Below are 19754 nucleotides of genomic sequence, written 5' to 3'. Positions count from 1 at the left end.
ATTTGAAATAGATAATCATAGATAAAAATATATCATAATAAGTCAATAGTGACTTAAAAACAAAGTGAATGCAAGTCGAAATTGACTTATTATGATTCTAGGTTTACAATATTTGTCTGTGATATTTATTTGTGGTTTGCAAATACAGTAGCTTTGATCGAATATTAATAATATTTATTTTATTACTGAGTCAATTTTGACTTGACAATAGATTGTTTAGAAAAGTATATTAGTATCATATACTATTATTAAGATCAGGATAATGATAAAAAAAGGGAGGGATAGCTGTGAACATTAAAGGTATAGTAACAAAGCCGGTAATAATGACAGGAAAGGACAAAACTGTACTAGACTACAATGTGTATGCTGAATATGTTTTTGATAATATAAAAAATGAAAAGCATATTGATGATATCGATTTTGGAAGCTACAATGTATTCCATATGGCAATGAAGAAAAATGATCTATACATCGTCTCCGATGATGAGATAGAGGAGGGTTTTTTTAAGAATATATTGGATAATTCCTTTGATGAGATTTTTGTAGCTGATGGAGAAGGTATAGCTATTTATTGCAATGAGATTTTCGAAAAAAACTACGGAGTGAAAAGAGAGGATTTGATAGGTAAACACGTAAACTATGTTTTGGAAAATGGTTATGTCGATGTGCTTCTGTTTGACAAGGTATTGGAGGAAAAACGTACAATTACATATAAGCAAAAGACTAGGACTGGCAGGGTAATACTAAATACATCTTCTCCTGTAGTTGATGATGAAGGGAATGTATTATTTGTAGTCGAAAACTGCAAGGATATTACAGAAAATGAAATATTGTACAATACTCTAAATTATACGAAGTCTCAGCTTGAAAAAGAGAAAAATGTCAATTTGAGAAGCGATGGATTGAAGAATAATTTTAGAAATTTTCAAAGTAAGGGCATCACCGAGATAATATCCAAGATAAATAGATTTGTAGATAAGGATGTAAATATACTTATCACAGGGGCATCTGGTACAGGAAAGACATCTTTAGCAAAGTATATACACAATATAAGCAATAGATCATCAAAGCCTTTTGTGAATATAAACTGTACTACAATACCGGAAAATTTGATGGAGTCCGAATTGTTTGGATATAAAAAAGGTGCGTTTACAGGGGCTTTAAATTCTGGAAAAAAGGGTCTTGTTGAGCAAGCAGAGGGCGGTACTCTATTTTTGGATGAAATTGGAGAGATACCTTTAAATTTGCAGTCCAAGCTACTTGAACTAGTTCAAGAAAAGCAATATATGCCAATAGGTAGTACCTCAAAAAAAATTGCTGATATTAGGATAATTGTCGCAACAAATAAAAATCTGTCGGAGCTAGTGGAGAGAGGGCAATTCAGAGAGGACCTATACTATAGGCTAAACGTGGTGCAATTAGAGATGCCAAAGCTTGTCAATAGAAAAGAGGATATACCAAAGCTAGTATACCATTTTATTGATTATTTTAATAAAAAATACGATTCTAAAGTAAATATGGGAGCAAATTTGATGGAGTATTTCGAAAACTATTCATGGCCAGGAAATATAAGAGAGTTGGAGCATTTGATTGAATACCTTGTAATCAATTCGCATGATGAAACTATAAGAATAGATGATTTGCCACAAAATATTATTACAAGTCATGATAGTTATAATGATTCTGGTGAGATAGTATTAAATATTTCTGAAAATGATAATTTAGATTTGAAGGGTATATTGGATTTGGCAGAGAAAAATATTGTCAGAGAATACTACAAAAAACATAATTCTTCGTACAAATTAGCAGAGGTTTTAAATATTTCTCAAAGTACGGCGAATAGATTGATAAATAAGCATTGTAAATCTAATAGATGATATCTATATCTGCACATTATATATTTGAAATTTTCAAAAAAATATAAAAATATTAAAAAAATGATTGACACAAAAATAATTATGTGATATCTTGTTTATTAATCAATCAATCAAAATTAATCAAGTTGGTATTTTCAATTTAATAATTATAGTATATTAATAAAGTATATATTATTTATGTATTATAATAAATATTGTTTTCTATGAAACAAGTCTATTTACTTACCAGTTAAAGTTTACAAAAAATTTAAAAAATTATATTTTGTATTAAAGTTTTAGTATTATGGAGGAGAGCTATGTCTAATTATGATTTGGTAATAAAAAACGGAAATATAGTAACAAGCGGAGATAATTATATTGCTGATTTGGGAATTAAAGACGGAAAGATAGTAAATATTTCAAAAAATATTGATACAGATATTTTTTATGATGCAAAAGGTAAATATGTGCTTCCTGGTGGAATAGATGTACATACGCATCTTGATATGCCTTTTGGTGGAACTTTCTCTAGCGATGATTTTAGAACTGGTACAAAAGCTGCTGCAATCGGCGGTACGACTTCAATAATAGACTATGCTGTGCAGCAAAGTGGAAAAGGGCTATATGAAACAATTGAAATGTGGGAAGAAAAGGCTAATGGGAAAGCGGTTATCGACTACGGCTTCCATTTGGGTGTTACTAGACTTGACGATTCAGTAAGAGAAGAATTGCCTAGAATATTAAAGGATGGATTTTCTAGCTTTAAGGTTTTCATGGTTTACGATGGAATGAGACTTACTGATAAGGAATTGCTTGAAATATTGACTATTGCGAGAGATAATAACGGATTGGTGTGCGTTCATGCAGAAAACTATGACTCAATTAACTATAAAATTGCTCAGCTGTTGTCTGAAGGAAAGACTGATCCTGTTTATCATGCTATATCAAGACCTCAAAAGTGCGAGGCTGAAGCTACAAATAGAGCTGTTAAATTAGCAGAAATGGTAGATGCTCCTATTTATATAGTTCACGTAAGTAACAGAGAAGCAGCTGATGAAATAATAAAATCAAGAAAGCAAGGATTCAAGACTATGGGTGAAACATGTCCGCAATATATGTTGTTATCAATAGATAACTATTTGGAAGAAAATTTTGCGGGAGCCAAATATGTAATGAGTCCGCCTTTAAGAGAAAAATTCAATCAAGAATTAATATGGGAAGCTTTAAGAGACGATGGCTTACAGACTGTTGCGACTGATCACTGCCCATTCTTTATGGAACAGAAAAAGATGGGATTAGATAATTTTACAAAGATTCCTAACGGTGCACCAGGTATCGAGGGAAGAATGGTTCTAATGCATCATTATGGAGTGAATGAAGGCCATATTTCACTTGGAAAATTTGTTGAATTGACATCTACAAATCCTGCAAAGATCTTCGGTATGTATCCTAAGAAAGGAACGATTGCAGTAGGTTCTGATGCCGATTTGGTAGTATTTGATCCAGAAAAGGAAGTTACTATTTCAGTCGATAATTTACACGAAAATGTAGATTACACACCATACGAAGGCTTTAAGGTAAAGGGATATCCTGTGGCAACATTCTCTAGAGGTGAGCTAGTAGCTGAAAATGGAGAATATGTTGGTGAAGAGGCTAGAGGTCAGCTAATCAGAAGAGGAGCACCAATTTTACTATAGGATTATAGGAAAAATTTAGAAAAGTGAAAAGTTGAGCAACACCTATGGGTGATGCAAAAATAAATAAAAATGAAAGTAAGAATTTGGAAAAAATTGTGGTAGAGTCGTGGAAAGCTCTACCACATACAAAAATGATTTTTAATAAAACGGTTTAAAAATAATTAGGAAAAATGATTTTAGAAAATAATTTTACAAAATGATAGTATATTAAAGAAACTTGTTTGGAAGGGGAATTGTCATGATTAAATGTAGTTTAGAAAGAATGTCTGAAAAGATACATACTTTTTCAAAATTTGGAGATGCTGGACATGGTGGAATAACAAGATATTCACTAAGTGATGACGCTATAAAAGCAAGAGATTACTTCAAAGAAAGAATGGAAAAAATAGGAGCTATCGTAACTACCGATGATATGGCGAATATGTATGCGACTTTGCCAGGTACAGAGCCTGGATTAAAGAAGATAGTTACAGGTTCTCACTGTGATTCAGTTAAAAATGGTGGTAATTATGATGGTATACTAGGTGTAATAGGTGCGATGGAAGTATTGGAAACAATCGTGGCGGAAAAAATACCTCATAGACATGATATAGTTGCAATGATATGGACAAATGAAGAAGGATCTCTATATCCGCCAGCTATGATGTCTTCTGGTGTAGTATGTAATGATTATCTTCCACCGGAAATTGCGAAAAACTTCAAGTATGAAAACATGATGAACTCTGTTAGTGTTGAAGATGGAGCTACAACATTTGGAAGTAAGCTTGAAAACTTCAAATACAAGGGCGATAAGAAGAACAGATTAAATCCTGAAGAATATATGTGTGACTTCGAGCTTCATATAGAACAGGGACCAATTCTTGAAGATGAAGGTAAGACAATTGGAGTTGTAGATTGTGTTCTTGGTATGTTTAACTATAGAATTAATTTTAGCGGACAAGCTGCTCATGCGGGTACGTTCCCAATGCACAAGAGAAGAGATGCTCTTTATGCAGCTTCTCAGGCTCTTATATATTTACATGACGAAATAGACAAGCTGGGAAGACCGGAGCTAGTTTATACAACTGGCGAAATTGTTTGTCATCCTTGTGTACACACTGTAATTCCAGATTTTGTTGAGTTTTCACTTGATGTAAGACATGAAGATCCAAAGGTATTGGAAGCCGTTCGTGAAATAGTAAAGAAGCTTCCAACTATGGAGTGGGCTGGATGTAAGTGTGAAATCAAGCTGGCTTGGGAAAGAGATACGGTATACTGGAACAAGACTTTGGTAGACTTTGTTCAGCAGTCAGCCGACGAAATAGGTGTTGCAAATATGCCAATACATTCAGGTGCAGGACATGATGCTCAGTTCGTGGCATATATGATGCCTACAACAATGATATTTGTAGTATCAAAAGATGGTTTATCTCATTGTGAGCCAGAATTTTCTTCTGATGAGCAGTGTACAGAAGGTGCATCAGTATTGCTAAATGCAATATTAAAAGCAGACAAATTGGACGATATTGAAAAATAAAATTTAATAAATTTTTTAGGTATTTGTTTGAAGATAAAAAGGGATTGCTATTTTGCGATCCCTTTTTACATATTAAATGAAAACCAAATAATGACAATAAAAACACAATAATATTCATAGAAATCAACTTTAAATCTTAGAAAATTCAACAAAAATACAATAAATACCAATTTTATTAAAACAAGATAAAAGCATTGACATACAAAATAAAATAAATAAATTAGGATAAAAACTAAAGTTTATATAGGTTTATAGGATATATATAAGTGTAATATAAATATAAATATTTCTGTGAAATGTGTTGACAATTAAACAACAAAGCTTTATAATAACGTTAAATAATAAACAATATTTTATAAATTATTTATATTTTGCTTGTTTTAACAGCTTTGGAGGTAGAAGAATGAATAACCAGAAAACAAAAAATGCAAAAGTAGTTAAAAATCAATATCTAGTAAATGATTTGACATCATTTGAAAAAAAGTTGAAAGAGGTGAAATCTGCTCAGGAAAAGTTTGCAAAATTTTCTCAGGAAAAAGTAGATGAAATATTTTTAGCGGCTGCTCTTGCGGCAAATCACCAGAGAATTCCTTTGGCTAGAATGGCAAATGATGAAACGGGAATGGGCGTGTTTGAAGACAAAGTAATAAAGAATAATTATGCTGCTGAATATACTTATAATGCGTATAAAAATACAAAAACTTGTGGTGTAATAGAACGAGATGATGCATTTGGATTAACAAAAATTGCTGAACCAGTAGGTGTTATTGCAGCTGTAATACCTACAACAAACCCAACTTCAACAGCGATATTTAAGACTTTGATTTCTTTGAAAACAAGAAATGGAATAATTATCTCTCCACATCCAAGAGCGAAAAATTCAACAATTGCTGCTGCAAAAGTTGTATTGGAAGCAGCGGTAAAAGCTGGAGCGCCAGAAGGTATAATTGCTTGGGTTGATGAGCCTTCTATAGAGTTGACTGCATCATTAATGAAAGAGGCAGATTTGATATTAGCTACAGGAGGACCTGCAATGGTGAAGTCTGCATATTCATCAGGAAAGCCAGCAGTGGGAGTTGGTGCAGGAAATGTACCTGCAATTATTGATGAAAGCGCTGATATAATGAATGCTGTGAGTTCCATAATTCTTTCTAAGTCCTTTGATAATGGTATGATTTGTGCATCCGAACAGTCTGTGTTAGTTCCAGAAAGTATTTATGAAAAAGTAAGAAATGAATTTGACTTTAGAGGTGCATATATTCTCTCAAAAGAAGAAGTTGACAAATTTAGAAAAATTATTTTGTCCGAAAACGGAGGACTAAACGCAAATATTGTTGGGCAATCACCATATAATTTAGGAAAAATGGCTGGGGTTGATGTTCCAAAGACTGCTAGAATTATTATAGGAGAGGTGGAAACTACTGATTTTTCTGAACCATTTGCACATGAAAAATTATCTCCAATTCTTGCAATGTATAAATATAAGAAATTTGAAGATGCTGTAAAAAAAGCTGAACATCTCGTAGAACAAGGTGGTTTAGGACATACATCTTCATTGTACATTGATACTGACAATTGTACTGAAAAAATGAATTTGTTTATAAGTAGCATGAAAACTTGTAGAGTGGTTATTAATACACCGTCTTCACAAGGTGGTATCGGAGATTTATATAACTTTAAACTTGCTCCTTCGTTCACTCTAGGTTGTGGATCTTGGGGAGGTAATTCTGTATCAGAAAACGTTGGAGTTAAACATTTGTTAAATATCAAGACGGTTGCAGAGAGGAGAGAAAATATGCTTTGGTTTAGAGCACCAGAAAAAGTATACTTCAAGAAAGGATGCCTTCCAGTAGCAATTAAAGAATTTAAGGAAGTAATGAACAAAAGAAGAGCATTTATTGTTACTGATAATTTTTTGTACAATAATGGATATGTCGATAGAATAACTGATGAATTGGATAAAATGGGAATAATGCATACAACATTCTATAATGTTGCTCCAGATCCTACTCTTGCTTGTGCTATCGAAGGTGCAAATTCGATGAAGAGTTTTAACCCAGATTTAATAATTGCACTTGGAGGTGGATCAGCAATGGATGCAGCAAAGATAATGTGGGTATTATACGAGCATCCAGATGCAAATTTTAAAGATATGGCTATGACATTTATGGATATTAGAAAGAGGGCATATACATTCCCTAAGATGGGAGAAAAGGCTTATTTTTGTGCTATTCCAACATCAGCAGGAACAGGATCAGAAGTAACACCATTTGCAGTAATAACTGATCAAGATTCGGGTGTAAAATATCCTCTGGCAGATTATGAATTACTTCCAAATATGGCAATTGTAGATGCTGATTTAATGATAGATATGCCACCTAGACTTACAGCATCTTCAGGTATAGATGCAATGACTCATGCGCTAGAAGCTTATGCTTCTATGTTGAGATCTGAGCCTGCAGATGGAATGGCTTTACAAGCAGGAAAGACTATTTTTGAATACCTATCAATAGCTTATCTAGATGGTTCAAATTCCAAAGCTAGAGAAAAGTTGGCTATAGCAGCCACTATGGCAGGTATGTCTTTTGCAAATGCATTTTTGGGAGTATGTCATTCTATGGCTCATAAATTAGGAGCATTTCACCATGTTCAACACGGTGTTGCCAACTCATTATTGATAAATGAAGTAATAAAATACAATTGTTCTGAGTCTCCAACAAAAATGGGTACATTTCCTCAATATAAGTATCCAGATTGTGTTAAGAGATACGCAGAATTTGCTAGATTCTGTGGTGTAGAATCTGGAAAGAACGACAGAGAAACTGTAGATAATTTATTGAAAGCTTTAGATGAATTAAAGGAAAAAATAGGTCTTCCAAAGACGATTCAGGAAGCTGGCATTGATGAAAAAGCCTTTTTGAATAACCTTGATGAAATGTCACTACAAGCATTTAATGATCAGTGTACGGGAGCAAATCCTAGATATCCATTAGTAGAAGAATTGAAACAGATGTATTTAAACGCTTACTATGGAAAATAAAATGACATAAATGATATAGAGTAAATTTGAAAGTTACAGCAATGATTTTTTGCTTGTTGTAACTTTCTTTTTTGGTGAAAAAAATGTATGTAATCCAACAATATAGCGATTTCATATATTAAATATAGAAAAAAACTATCATGCCAACTTTTTTAAATGATAAAAAAGTAACAAAAAAGTAAAAAAAACAACTGGGAAAACATTTGATTGAACAATGTGTATTTTTATAAAAAAACAATAGAAATACAAGGGGAAATACAGTTGGTATATTATTTTAAAATAGGTGCTCACAAGTCTAAAAAATAAAAATTAAGAAAATTTTAAATATTTAATATCGTTGGAAATAGGGTATACTAATACTAATACATAAGTCACTTTTTTGTATTCAAAATGTGGTAAAAATAAAGAAAAAATATAATAAAAATTTTTTTGTTTTTATTTTTTGTAATATTTCGGACTTGTATATTAAAGTGATTTGGTGTAAAATTATTAACAATAATATCTGAAAATTAAGATTTTTTTCGAAAGGAGGAAGTTTGATGGCAAAAGATGCTTTATTAAAAATAATTGAAGCAGAGGAAGAAGCAGATACTATGGTAAAAAGAGCAAAAGACGAGGCAAAAAACTTGGTTAATTTAGCAGAAAATAAGTCAAAGTCTCGACTTGAAGAAACGATACTGTCTGCAAAAAAGGAATGTGAAAGATTGAGAGTACAGGCTCAGGAAGATATTAAATCAGAGTTGGATGATATTTCTAATACGAGTAAAGAAAGATGTAAAGAAATAGTAGACATTCCTCAAGTAAAATTCGATGCTGCAAAAAAAATACTAATAGAGAGGATAGTGAAGTAGTATGGCGATAGTAAATATGAAAAAGTTCAACCTCTTAGTATTGCAATCTCATCGCGAGGAATTGTTGAGAGAGCTCCAGCTTTTTAGAAGCGTTCAGTTTGAAGATGTAAAGGAAGTAGCAGAATTCGATGAAGAATTACTTTCAAGGTTTAAGACGATTGATTTTGATGACACTATTTCTAGCTATGACGAAAAACTGAACAAGTGTACTTATGCAATTGATTTAATCAGTAAGTATAGTCCTTCTGTTTCAGGTATTAAAGGTTTGATAAGGGGACTTCCGAACTTTACATTTGAAGAGATGGAAAAAAGGATTTCCGAAATTGACTTTGAGAAGGATTATGAAGAGGTCAAATTACTAGGTGATGATTTGAGTAGAGCTGAGTCGAAAATTTCTAAAAGGAAAGAGATGATAAAGGAGCTTCAGCCCATTTCTAATCTGGATATCAGCTTTGATGAGTTGGAACATTTGAAAAGATTTGATGGTGTTGTTGGAGGCGTTTCTGAAAAAGTGCTGGAACCATTTTTGGATGAGATGAAGAAAATGGAATACACTTATTATGAGGAGTTTGGACAAAATAAAGACGAACATCTATTCTTCGTAGTAAGCGATAAGCGAGAAACTGAAGAATTAAACGAAGCCTTTAGAGCTGGTAACTTTAATAAGCTGAAATTCGATTCAGATGACCTGCCTATGAAAAAGATTGAGACCTTGACATCGGAGGTCAAGGAAATAGAAATTGAGAAAGCTTCTATAGAACAGAAAATAGCAGAAAAAGCTGAGCTGGCTGACGATTTCAAGTTAATGTATGACTATATAGGAAATTTGAAGGTTAGAGAATCGGCTCAGAAGGATTTTATGACGACTGCTAGTATCTGTATGATCAGTGGCTATCTTCCAGATTTTGAGGTCAAAAGATTTGAGCAATCTGTTGAGAAAATTTCCGGTGAGGTTTATTCAATCGAGTATGAAGACGCAGAAAGAGATAGTGATGATGTTCCAATTCTATTAAAAAACAATAGGTTTGTAAGAATTTTTGAAGGGATAACATCAACATATGCGTTGCCAAAGTATAATGAAATAGATCCAACTCCACTATACGCACCGATATACGCATTTTTCTTCGGAATGATGTCTGCGGACTTTGGTTATGGAGTGGTATTGCTTTTACTTACAACATTAGGATTAAAGTTCTGCAACTTTACTCCAGATATGAGAAAGAACGTCAGATTCTTCCAGTTGTTGGGTGTTTCGACGACGATATGGGGATTTTTGTACGGTTCATATTTTGGAGCAAGCATACCAGGTATGTGGAAGCTTTTGGATTTAGGTACTCAGTTTATGACTGTATTGGTAATATCTATAGCAATCGGGGGCATTCATCTAGCATACGCTCTTGCAATAAAAGGCTATATGCAAATAAGAGATGGTCAGTACGTCGATATGTTTTTTGATGTAATAGCATGGTATATAACATTGGCAGGAATAATATTATTCTTGTTATCGACAATGGGTGTTGTCAATCCGGCCCTATCAAACATATTTAAGTATTGTATGATTATAGGTATAGTTCTATTGGTAATAGGTGGAGCAAGAGGTGCAGAAGGAAACATCGCAGTTAGATTGGTTGCAGGATTATATAATGTATATGGAATCTCAAGCTATATAGGCGACTTTGTTTCGTATTCACGTTTGATGGCATTGGGAATGTCTGGTGGATATATAGCATTTTCTGTAAACATGATAGCTGGTATGATGTGGGGTAGCCCAGTTGGAATGGTAGCAGCCATATTTATTTTGGTATTCTTCCATGCATTTAACTTATTCCTTTCTTGCCTAGGTGCTTATGTTCACGCACTTAGATTGATCTACGTGGAATTCTTCGGAAAATTCTATGAAGGTGGAGGAAAGGCGTTTAGATTCTTTAGAAATAAGACAAAATATATTAACCTAGATAGACATTATGAGGATTAATACATAAAACTAAAGAAGAAAAACATAAAAACTGAAAAGGAAAAATAACAAATAATAATGTGAAAAATAAAAAGATAAAACGATTATTAAACAAGAAATTGAGGAGGTTATTTTTATGAATTTCGCAACATGGATAGTAGAACACGGTGGAGTAGTATTTGGAGCAGTTGGTGTTGTAGCAGCGATGTTGGCAGCAATAGGTTCTGCAAAGGGGCTTTCAATAGTTGGACAAGCTGCATCAGGATTGGTTCCAGAAGAGCCACAAAAATTTGGTAAGACACTTATATTACAGTTACTTCCTGGTACACAGGGACTATACGGATTTGTTATAGGTCTTTTAATACTTTTAAAATTAACAGGTGATCTTCCGCTAGAACAAGGTATGTACTTGGCAGCAGTTGGTATGCCGATAGGGTTTGTAGGCTGGGGTTCAGCTGTTTCTCAGGGTAAGGTTGCTGCAAGTGGTATAGGAATCCTTGCAAAGAACGAATCACAGACTACAAAGGGTATAATTTACTCAGTAATGGTTGAAACTTATGCACTATTGGCATTCGTAATCTCACTTCTATTATTCTTTAACTTTACTTCTTTCTTTGCTTAAAAAAATGCAAAAAGAAATTAAATTTATAGAAAAGGAAGTGATGTTATGGCAGAACTAAGTAAACTGACTGATAGAATATTGGACGAAGCCAAAAGGTCTGCTGACGATATTCTATCCGAAGCGAAGGACAAGGTCAAAAAAATTGAGTTGAGTTCTGAGAATCAGTGTGAAGCTAAGTATAAATCTATGGTTGAAAAGGGAGCTAGAGAAGCTGAGAGCCTAAAGGAGAGATTGGTTTCAAATGCGAATCTGAAAGCTAGAGACGGAGAATTAAAGGTAAAGCAAGAGGTAATTCAAAGAGTTTTTGAGGCTGCTTTGAAGGATATGAAAGAAATTGGATCAGAAAAGTATGTGGAATATATCAAGAACAATTTGAGTTTCTCAGAAGATTCAATTCTAGTAGTACAGCAAGATAAATTGGATGTTGTAAAGAGTGCATTTCCAAATGTTAAGGTGCTGGAAGATAGATTTACAGAATCTGGTTTTATCGAAGTGACAGGTGGAATAGAAAAGAATTATACTTTTGACACTCAACTTAACTATATAAAAGATGAGGTACAGGGTGAAATAGCTAAGGTACTTTTTAAATAACAGGGGGTAGTTTATGGATAGATTGGATTACGCCCAGGGTGTAGTGATGGCGAGGGTTTATGAGAAAAGACTTCTCGACAAAGGAAAACTAGATAAGATGATAGATGCCAAAGATGCTGATGAAGCGTTTAAGATTCTTTTGGATTCAGAGTACATAAAGAGTGCAGAAGGCGTTGATGGTGTCAAAAATTATGAACTTTTGTTGAAAAATGAAACTTCCAGAGTTTTTAAATTAGGAGCTGAGATGTTAAATGACAAGAGAATATTAGAAATTTTGTCATTGAAGTACGACTACCATAATTTAAAGGCAATTGTAAAGGGTAAGGTTTCTGGAAAGAATTTTGATGACTTATTTATATATTCGAGTGATAATAATCCGGATAAGATAAGAGTTCAATTTGAAAACGGACACTTTACAGATACAAAAAGTGAATTTATCAAAGCTTTGAGAAGTGGGGAAGCTATCTATGAAGAGACAAATGATCCTCAGATGATTGACATAGTTATAGATAAGGCATATTACTCACATCTCAAAGAGATTTCAGATTCACTGGCGATAGATTTGTTTAGTGAATATGTCAGTTCGAGCATAGATTTCTTCAATATATCGTCGATGCTAAGGGCAGTGAAAATGGGTAAATCTCAAAACTTCCTAAATCAAATTTTGGTTGAAGGTGGAGGTGTATCTGTGTCTAGATTGATTTCCTTATCAAGAGAGGATTTCGATAGAGTTGCAGTGGCACTAAAGTCTGAACGAGTAGGAAGAGCCTTATTGGAATGTGTTGATGAATACAAGGAAAAAGGAAGTCTTGGAGTAATTGACAACATGAGAGATGTTTTCTTGAGTAGACTAAATTCTGATTCTAGATTTGTTTCCTTTGGGCCAGAACCTATATTCGCATATCTTGTGGCAAAAGAAAAGGAAATTTCAATAATTAGACTGATACTAGTTGGAAAATTGAATAACATTCCATCTACTAAGCTTAGAGAGAGGTTGGGTGATATTTAATGTATAAGATAGGTGCAGTCGGAGATAAGGACTCAATATTGGCTTTTAAGTCGATAGGAATAGATGTTTTTCCAGCTATTGATGGAAAAGAAGCCAGAAATATAATAGATTCTCTTGCTGAGGAAAATTATGGATTGATATTTGTTACAGAGCATATTGCTCAGCATATTGAGGAAACTATATTGAGATATAAGAAAAAACTTGTTCCAGCGATAATATTAATACCTTCTAATCAAGGTAGTCTTGGAATAGGGATGAATGATATAAATAAAAACGTAGAAAAGGCAGTTGGTAGTAATATATTTGCCAATTCTGATAAATAAGGAGGAGAGGCGACGTTATGGCAGGAAAAATAGTCAAAGTATCTGGTCCACTTGTTGTAGCAGAAGGAATGTCAGATGCTAATATTTACGACGTTGTAAAAGTATCTGATTCAAAGCTGATAGGCGAGATAATAGAAATGCGTGATGACAAAGCTTCAATACAGGTATACGAAGAAACAGCAGGAATTGGTCCTGGTGAACCAGTTGAAACTACAGGAGAACCATTGAGTGTTGAGCTTGGTCCTGGGTTGATTGAAAATATGTTTGATGGTATTCAAAGACCATTGGAAAAATTTAGAGCAGTTGCTGGGGATTTCCTTACAAAAGGTGTTGAAGTACCTTCACTTGATAGAGAAAAGAAATGGACTTTCCACGCTGAAGCAAAGGTCGGTGACAGAGTAGAAGAAGGAGATATCCTTGGATATGTTCAAGAAACTGAGGTTGTAAAGCATCTAATCATGGTTCCATATAGAATGGAGGGTGTGGTAGAAAGCATCGAGGAAGGTGATTTTACAGTTGTCGATGATATAGCTGTAATAAAAAATGATAAGGGCGAATCAAAGCCTGTACAAATGTTGCAGAAATGGCCTGTTAGAAGAAGCAGAAGAATAAAGGAAAAAATTGCTCCAAAGGTTCCTCTAATTACAGGACAGAGAGTTATAGATACATTCTTTCCAGTTACAAAAGGTGGTACTGCTTGTGTACCGGGTCCTTTCGGTTCTGGAAAGACAGTTGTTCAGCATCAGTTGGCTAAATGGGCAGATGCTCAGATAGTTGTTTATGTTGGTTGTGGAGAACGTGGAAACGAAATGACAGACGTTTTGAACGAGTTCCCAGAGCTAATTGACCCACATACTGGTCAGACCTTGATGAAAAGAACAGTACTTATTGCAAATACATCAAATATGCCGGTTGCAGCCCGTGAAGCAAGTATATATACTGGTATAACAATAGCAGAATACTTTAGAGATATGGGGTATTCGGTAGCTGTTATGGCTGACTCGACATCTAGATGGGCAGAGGCACTTAGAGAAATGTCTGGTCGTCTTGAAGAAATGCCTGGTGACGAAGGTTACCCAGCGTACTTGTCTTCTAGAGCCGCTGAATTTTATGAAAGAGCTGGTAAAGTAATCTGTAAGGGTAGCGATAGTAGAGAAGGTGCACTTACAATAATAGGTGCGGTATCTCCTCCAGGTGGAGATATATCTGAACCAGTTTCTCAGGCAACACTGAGAATAGTAAAAGTATTCTGGGGATTGAATGCAAACCTAGCTTATAGAAGACACTTCCCTGCGATTTCTTGGCTAGATTCATATTCATTATATCAGTCAGATGTAGATGAGTGGATGGGAGAAAATGTATCTCCAAAATTCCCTGAAAACAGAGCTGAAGCAATGGCTTTATTGCAAGAAGAATCAGCTCTTCAAGAAATAGTTAGATTGGTAGGTAAGGACACCTTATCTGAAAAGGATCAGCTAAAGCTAGAGGTGGCAAAGTCAATTAGAGAAGACTACCTACAGCAGAATGCTTTCCAAGATGTAGATACATTTACATCTCTTGAAAAGCAAGATAAAATGTTAGATTTAGTTTTAAAGTTCTACAGCGAGTCACTTAGAGCTTTGGAAAACAAGGTATATTTAAACGAATTGATAGACCTACCAGTAAGAGAATCGATAGCCAGAGCAAAATATACTGAAGAAGCTAACATATCGAGATTAGATGAAATATCTGAACAAATAACTTCTGATATCAATGCATTAATTAATAGAGGAGGTGGGCTAGATGATTAAGGAGTACAAAACTATAAGAGAAATTGTAGGTCCACTTTTAATGGTAGATGGAGTAGAAGGAATAAAGTACGAAGAGCTTGTTGAAATCGAAATGCAAAATGGCGATATTCGTCGTGGTAGAGTTCTTGAAATCAATGGCGATAAGGCTATGGTTCAGTTATTTGAAGGATCTGCGGGTATCAACTTGAAGGATTCAAAGGTTAGATTTTTAGGAAAGCCTCTAACTCTTGGTGTTTCTGAAGATATGATAGGTAGAGTATTTGATGGAATGGGTAATCCAAAGGATGGTGGTCCTGAGTTAATTCCAGATGATAAGCTAGATATCAATGGTATTGCAATAAATCCAGTTGCAAGAGATTATCCGTCAGAGTTTATACAGACAGGTGTATCTGCAATAGATGGATTAAATACGCTGGTTAGAGGGCAAAAGCTTCCTATATTCTCAGGTTCAGGACTTCCTCATGCCAACCTGGCATCTCAGATAGCTAGACAGGCGAGAGTTTTGGGAACAGATGAAAAGTTTGCGGTTGTGTTCGCAGCCATAGGTATCACATTTGAAGAAGCGCAGTTCTTTATTGATGACTTCAAGAAAACTGGTGCGATAGACAGAGCTGTACTATTTATGAATTTGGCAAATGACCCGGCTATAGAGCGTATATCAACGCCTAGAATGGCACTTACTTGTGCAGAGTACCTTGCATTTGAAAAGGGAATGCACGTACTAGTAATATTGACAGACTTGACTAACTACTGTGAAGCACTTCGTGAAATTTCTGCAGCCAGACGTGAGGTTCCAGGAAGAAGAGGTTATCCAGGTTACTTATATACTGACCTTTCAACATTGTATGAAAGAGCCGGAAGAATTAAGGGCAAAAAAGGATCTATAACACAGGTTCCTATTCTGACAATGCCAGAAGACGATAAAACGCATCCTATCCCTGACTTGACAGGATATATCACAGAGGGTCAGATAATTCTTTCTAGAGAGCTATACAAAAAGAATTTGATGCCACCTATAGACGTTTTACCATCTCTATCAAGACTTAAAGACAAAGGTATCGGTGACGGTAAAACTAGAGAAGACCACGCAGATACTATGAACCAGCTGTTTGCGGCCTATGCAGCAGGTAAGGAAGCAAAAGAGCTTCAGGTAATACTTGGAGAATCTGCACTTTCAGAAACAGACAAGGCATTTGCAAAATTTGCTGATCAGTTTGAAAAGCTATATGTTTCTCAGGGCTATGGAACTAACAGAACGATTGAAGAAACATTAAATCTTGGTTGGGATTTATTAAAGATACTTCCAAGAACAGAATTGAAGAGAATTAAGGATAAGTATATAGAAAAGTATTTACCAGAGGAAAGCCAGGTGGACTAATATGGCTAAATTAAATGTAAACCCAACTAGAATGGAGCTTTCAAGGCTTAAAGCTAGATTGGCAACTTCTACGAGAGGCCATAAGCTTCTTAAAGACAAGCAGGATGAATTGATGAGACAATTTATCGCTATGATCAAAGAGAATAAGAGGCTTAGGGAAGAGGTAGAAGGGAAAATTACAGATTCCTTTGAAGATTTCCTGCTTGCTAGAAGTATGAATTCATCACAGATGTTGGACGAAGCTTTGGCTATATCAAAAGAAAATATTAGCCTAGATATTCAAACAAAAAACCTGATGAGTGTAAATGTTCCAGTAATGACTTTTAGTAGAAGTGACGAAGAAGATACGTCAGCTATATATCCATATGGATTTGGTGGTACATCTTCCGAGCTGGATAATGCTGTAAAGAAACTTTACGATATACTTCCAGAGTTGCTAAAGCTGGCAGAAATCGAAAAAGCTTGTCAATTAATGGCAGATGAAATTGAAAGTACAAGAAGAAGAGTTAACGCACTTGAGTATATGACTATACCTCAATTGAAAGAGACAATTACATATATCAAGATGAAACTTGAAGAAAACGACAGAAGCTCGATAACGAGATTGATGAAGGTAAAGGATATTATCAATAAAGAGAGCTAGATTTTATAAGGGTTGGAATTGATATTTTTAAAGTGACCTCGTGTGCTTTTGTAAATATCAAACTCCAACCCTTTAATAATGTATTGAGCTAGGTTATTTAATTGAAAACTATTTTGAGTTGCCATTCAAGTATCAAATTCTGATCCTTTAAAATCAATACTGCACTGGCTTCTAAATACGAAATAGGTTTATTGTTGTTCTACTATTTTAAATGAGAGAGTAATGACATAATATTCCTCAGAGTCATTATTGACCTTGCATTTACCATTCATATAACCCATCATCATCGAAATATTATTTACTCCAATTTTGGTGCTGTAATCATTGCTTGTGTTATTTTTCAGCTTTGAATTTTTTATTGAAATTGAGTAGCTTTTACCATCGTAATCTGAGTAAAAGTATATGGGCGATTTTTTCGAAGCGTATTTCACAACATTGGAGAATATATTGTTCATAACTCTTCCAAGTAGAATCGGTGAAATTTCTATACACCTGTCCTCCCATGACAAATCTTCAATTAGAACGTGAAAGCCTTCATTTTCCAGTAATACGAATAATTCAGATAGGTAATCACCCAATGAAAACTCTATAGCATCAATTTTGAAATCATTGGGAAGATTTTCTCCGCTGACATAGAAATATTCGAACATTTGATCTGATAGGCTTTTGAGTTCCATTGTCTTGGATTTTATCTTTTCAATGTATATGTATTTTTCCTCGTCATCACATCGCTTCAGAATTTCAGCATAATTTAAAAGTGCTGTCATTGGAGTACGTAAATCGTGTGCCATTCCCGTCACTAGGCGTTTTTGTGCCTGAATCATTTCAAGCTCCTTTTCTTCTTTTTTCTGTAGATTATTTATGAGAGTATTCAGTGTGTTTGCCAAGTTTGTTATCTCATTATTCCCTTTGATTGAAAATTTGGTATCCAAGTTTCCGATATCCATATTATCCACTTGTGAGCTTAAAAGATTTATATATGAGATTTCTTTCTTTACCCCATGAATAAAAAACAGAACGAAGACAATGATCCACATCATTATTATCACCAATGCAAAAAATATTTGAGTATAGCTGGCTATATTTAGTGCAATATAAACATCGGCTTTACTGTATTTAAATTTTATATTTTTGTTTTTGACTTCGTACTCATAAACCAAATCCTTTGATGATTTGCTCAAGTTTTCCAAATATCTCAGTTCTTCATCACCGACCTTCTCTATGTAAACATAAGAGTTGTATAGCATTTTTTCGCCCTCAAATATATATAGGAAGTCGACGGTAAATTCATGGCTATCGTTCCACTCTCTAATTTTGAGATAATCGGTTGAAGAAATATTATTGTCCTTGATATAGTTTTCAAGGTCATTGCATATGTATTCGAAGCAAACGCCTTCAAGCTTTTTGGGTATGATATAATATATGTCTGTTTCAATAAATATCAAGGCACATATTGAAGAGAATAGACTTGATATAATCATACCCAATGCTAGAATGCTGACCATTTGTTTCTTTAGTGAGGTTTTTCTATTTAATAATTTATTGGGCACGTATTTTTTCTTTTTCTGAAAATTAATGTTACTCAAGCTTGTATCCTTTCCCCCATACGGTCGTCAATATTTTCGGCTTCTTATTGTCTTCTTCTATTTTCGAACGAATGTTTCGGATATGAACCATAACCGTATTTGCCGATGAACTAAAAAACGATTCATCCCAAGTGCTTTCATAAATATTTTGTATAGAAAATACCTTTTTAGGATAATGAGCCATTAAAAGAAGTATCTTATATTCCATTTCAGTCAATTCAACTCTCTCGCCTCTTATAAAGACCTCATTTTCATTGACATTAATTTTTACAGATTCAAGTTCAATATATTTGGCATTCAAAACATTTGTGGGTGGCAAGTCAACATTAGAGTTGTTTTTGACACTGCTATATTGATAGCTTCTTCTTATCAAAGAATTTACTCTTGCAAATAATTCTGCATATGAGAATGGTTTTGTTAGATAATCATCTGCACCAGCCATTAATCCAAGCAGCTTGTCGGATTCACTGGCTTTGGCTGTTAAAAACAATATCGGAACAGTAGATTTTTTTCTTATCGATTCACAAAACTCAAGTCCTGTCATACCGTTCATCATAATATCGAGTATTATCAAGCTTGTATCGTCTGAGAATTTCTCTAGACCCACCTCGCCACATCTAGCTTCATCAACCATATAGTTTTCGGATTTTAGCAACAATTTTATGCTATTTCTAACATCATCATCGTCCTCAACAACAAGTATTTTATATTTTTCCATATTAACACCTCTATCCAAATTAAACTTTATATCTTCGAGTGGATTACTCCAAATAATTTATATATCTAGATTTTATCATAATAATAGGTTTAATTGCATAAATTATTATAGAATTTAAGATTTAATTAAGATTTATTAAGATGAAATTAAATATCACCTATGTTAATATTTTATTACAAA

The 19754-nt window shown here is 34.1% G+C and carries 15 protein-coding genes; 13 read left to right on the top strand and 2 right to left on the bottom strand.

All coding sequences use genetic code 11. The features are described from left to right. The first annotated feature begins 287 nt into the window (after window positions 1–287). The 13 genes from FYJ71_RS07780 to FYJ71_RS07720 all read left to right on the top strand — a co-directional run bounded on the left by FYJ71_RS07780 (window position 288) and on the right by FYJ71_RS07720 (window position 17270). Entirely contained in the window at window positions 288–1877 is a 1590-nt protein-coding gene (locus FYJ71_RS07780) for a sigma-54 interaction domain-containing protein (RefSeq protein ID WP_328597753.1), read from the top strand. Between the two features lie 296 nt (window positions 1878–2173). Further along, complete coding sequence (gene hydA, locus FYJ71_RS07775; RefSeq protein WP_154538311.1) at window positions 2174–3553, top strand: dihydropyrimidinase; 1380 nt, start codon at window positions 2174–2176, stop codon at window positions 3551–3553. Window positions 3554–3791: 238 nt separating this feature from the next. Beyond that, window positions 3792–5069, top strand: a complete 1278-nt coding sequence (locus FYJ71_RS07770; protein ID WP_154538309.1) for a Zn-dependent hydrolase — start codon at window positions 3792–3794, stop codon at window positions 5067–5069. Between the two features lie 403 nt (window positions 5070–5472). Then, window positions 5473–8109: a bifunctional acetaldehyde-CoA/alcohol dehydrogenase gene (gene adhE, locus FYJ71_RS07765; protein ID WP_154538307.1), complete on the top strand. Its 2637-nt coding sequence runs from the start codon at window positions 5473–5475 to the stop codon at window positions 8107–8109. A 539-nt stretch (window positions 8110–8648) separates the two neighbouring features. After that, window positions 8649–8960: a hypothetical protein gene (locus FYJ71_RS07760; RefSeq protein WP_154538305.1), complete on the top strand. Its 312-nt coding sequence runs from the start codon at window positions 8649–8651 to the stop codon at window positions 8958–8960. 1 nt (window position 8961) lies between these two features. Beyond that, window positions 8962–10935: a V-type ATP synthase subunit I gene (locus FYJ71_RS07755; protein WP_235899105.1), complete on the top strand. Its 1974-nt coding sequence runs from the start codon at window positions 8962–8964 to the stop codon at window positions 10933–10935. Window positions 10936–11050: 115 nt separating this feature from the next. Continuing rightward, the gene (locus tag FYJ71_RS07750; protein ID WP_154538303.1) at window positions 11051–11536 is read left to right on the top strand and encodes a V-type ATP synthase subunit K; all 486 of its coding nucleotides are present in this window, start codon (window positions 11051–11053) and stop codon (window positions 11534–11536) included. Window positions 11537–11581: 45 nt separating this feature from the next. Beyond that, complete coding sequence (locus FYJ71_RS07745; protein WP_154538301.1) at window positions 11582–12127, top strand: V-type ATP synthase subunit E; 546 nt, start codon at window positions 11582–11584, stop codon at window positions 12125–12127. A gap of 13 nt (window positions 12128–12140) precedes the next feature. Further along, entirely contained in the window at window positions 12141–13136 is a 996-nt protein-coding gene (locus FYJ71_RS07740) for a V-type ATP synthase subunit C (RefSeq protein ID WP_154538299.1), read from the top strand. After that, window positions 13136–13459 (top strand): V-type ATP synthase subunit F, encoded by a 324-nt coding sequence (locus FYJ71_RS07735; RefSeq protein WP_154538297.1) that lies wholly within the window; start codon window positions 13136–13138, stop codon window positions 13457–13459. Before FYJ71_RS07740 ends, FYJ71_RS07735 begins: the two co-directional genes overlap by 1 nt. Window positions 13460–13476: 17 nt before the next feature. Beyond that, window positions 13477–15249: a V-type ATP synthase subunit A gene (locus FYJ71_RS07730; protein ID WP_154538295.1), complete on the top strand. Its 1773-nt coding sequence runs from the start codon at window positions 13477–13479 to the stop codon at window positions 15247–15249. Continuing rightward, complete coding sequence (locus FYJ71_RS07725) at window positions 15242–16627, top strand: V-type ATP synthase subunit B (protein WP_154538293.1); 1386 nt, start codon at window positions 15242–15244, stop codon at window positions 16625–16627. Before FYJ71_RS07730 ends, FYJ71_RS07725 begins: the two co-directional genes overlap by 8 nt. 1 nt (window position 16628) lies before the next feature. Then, the gene (locus FYJ71_RS07720) at window positions 16629–17270 is read left to right on the top strand and encodes a V-type ATP synthase subunit D (protein WP_154538292.1); all 642 of its coding nucleotides are present in this window, start codon (window positions 16629–16631) and stop codon (window positions 17268–17270) included. 188 nt (window positions 17271–17458) lie between these two features. Here the strand turns inward: FYJ71_RS07720 and FYJ71_RS07715 are convergent, their stop codons facing one another. Further along, complete coding sequence (locus tag FYJ71_RS07715; RefSeq protein ID WP_154538290.1) at window positions 17459–18856, bottom strand: HAMP domain-containing sensor histidine kinase; 1398 nt, start codon at window positions 18854–18856, stop codon at window positions 17459–17461. Continuing rightward, on the bottom strand, window positions 18849–19574 hold the full coding sequence (locus FYJ71_RS07710; RefSeq protein WP_154538288.1) for a response regulator transcription factor: 726 nt from the start codon (window positions 19572–19574) through the stop codon (window positions 18849–18851). The genes FYJ71_RS07715 and FYJ71_RS07710 overlap by 8 nt, the downstream gene beginning before the upstream one ends. Between the last annotated feature and the right edge of the window lie 180 nt (window positions 19575–19754).

Source organism: Peptostreptococcus porci, assembly GCF_009695815.1.
Classification (GTDB): domain Bacteria; phylum Bacillota; class Clostridia; order Peptostreptococcales; family Peptostreptococcaceae; genus Peptostreptococcus; species Peptostreptococcus porci.
This window is presented reverse-complemented; position numbering and strand designations above follow the sequence as displayed.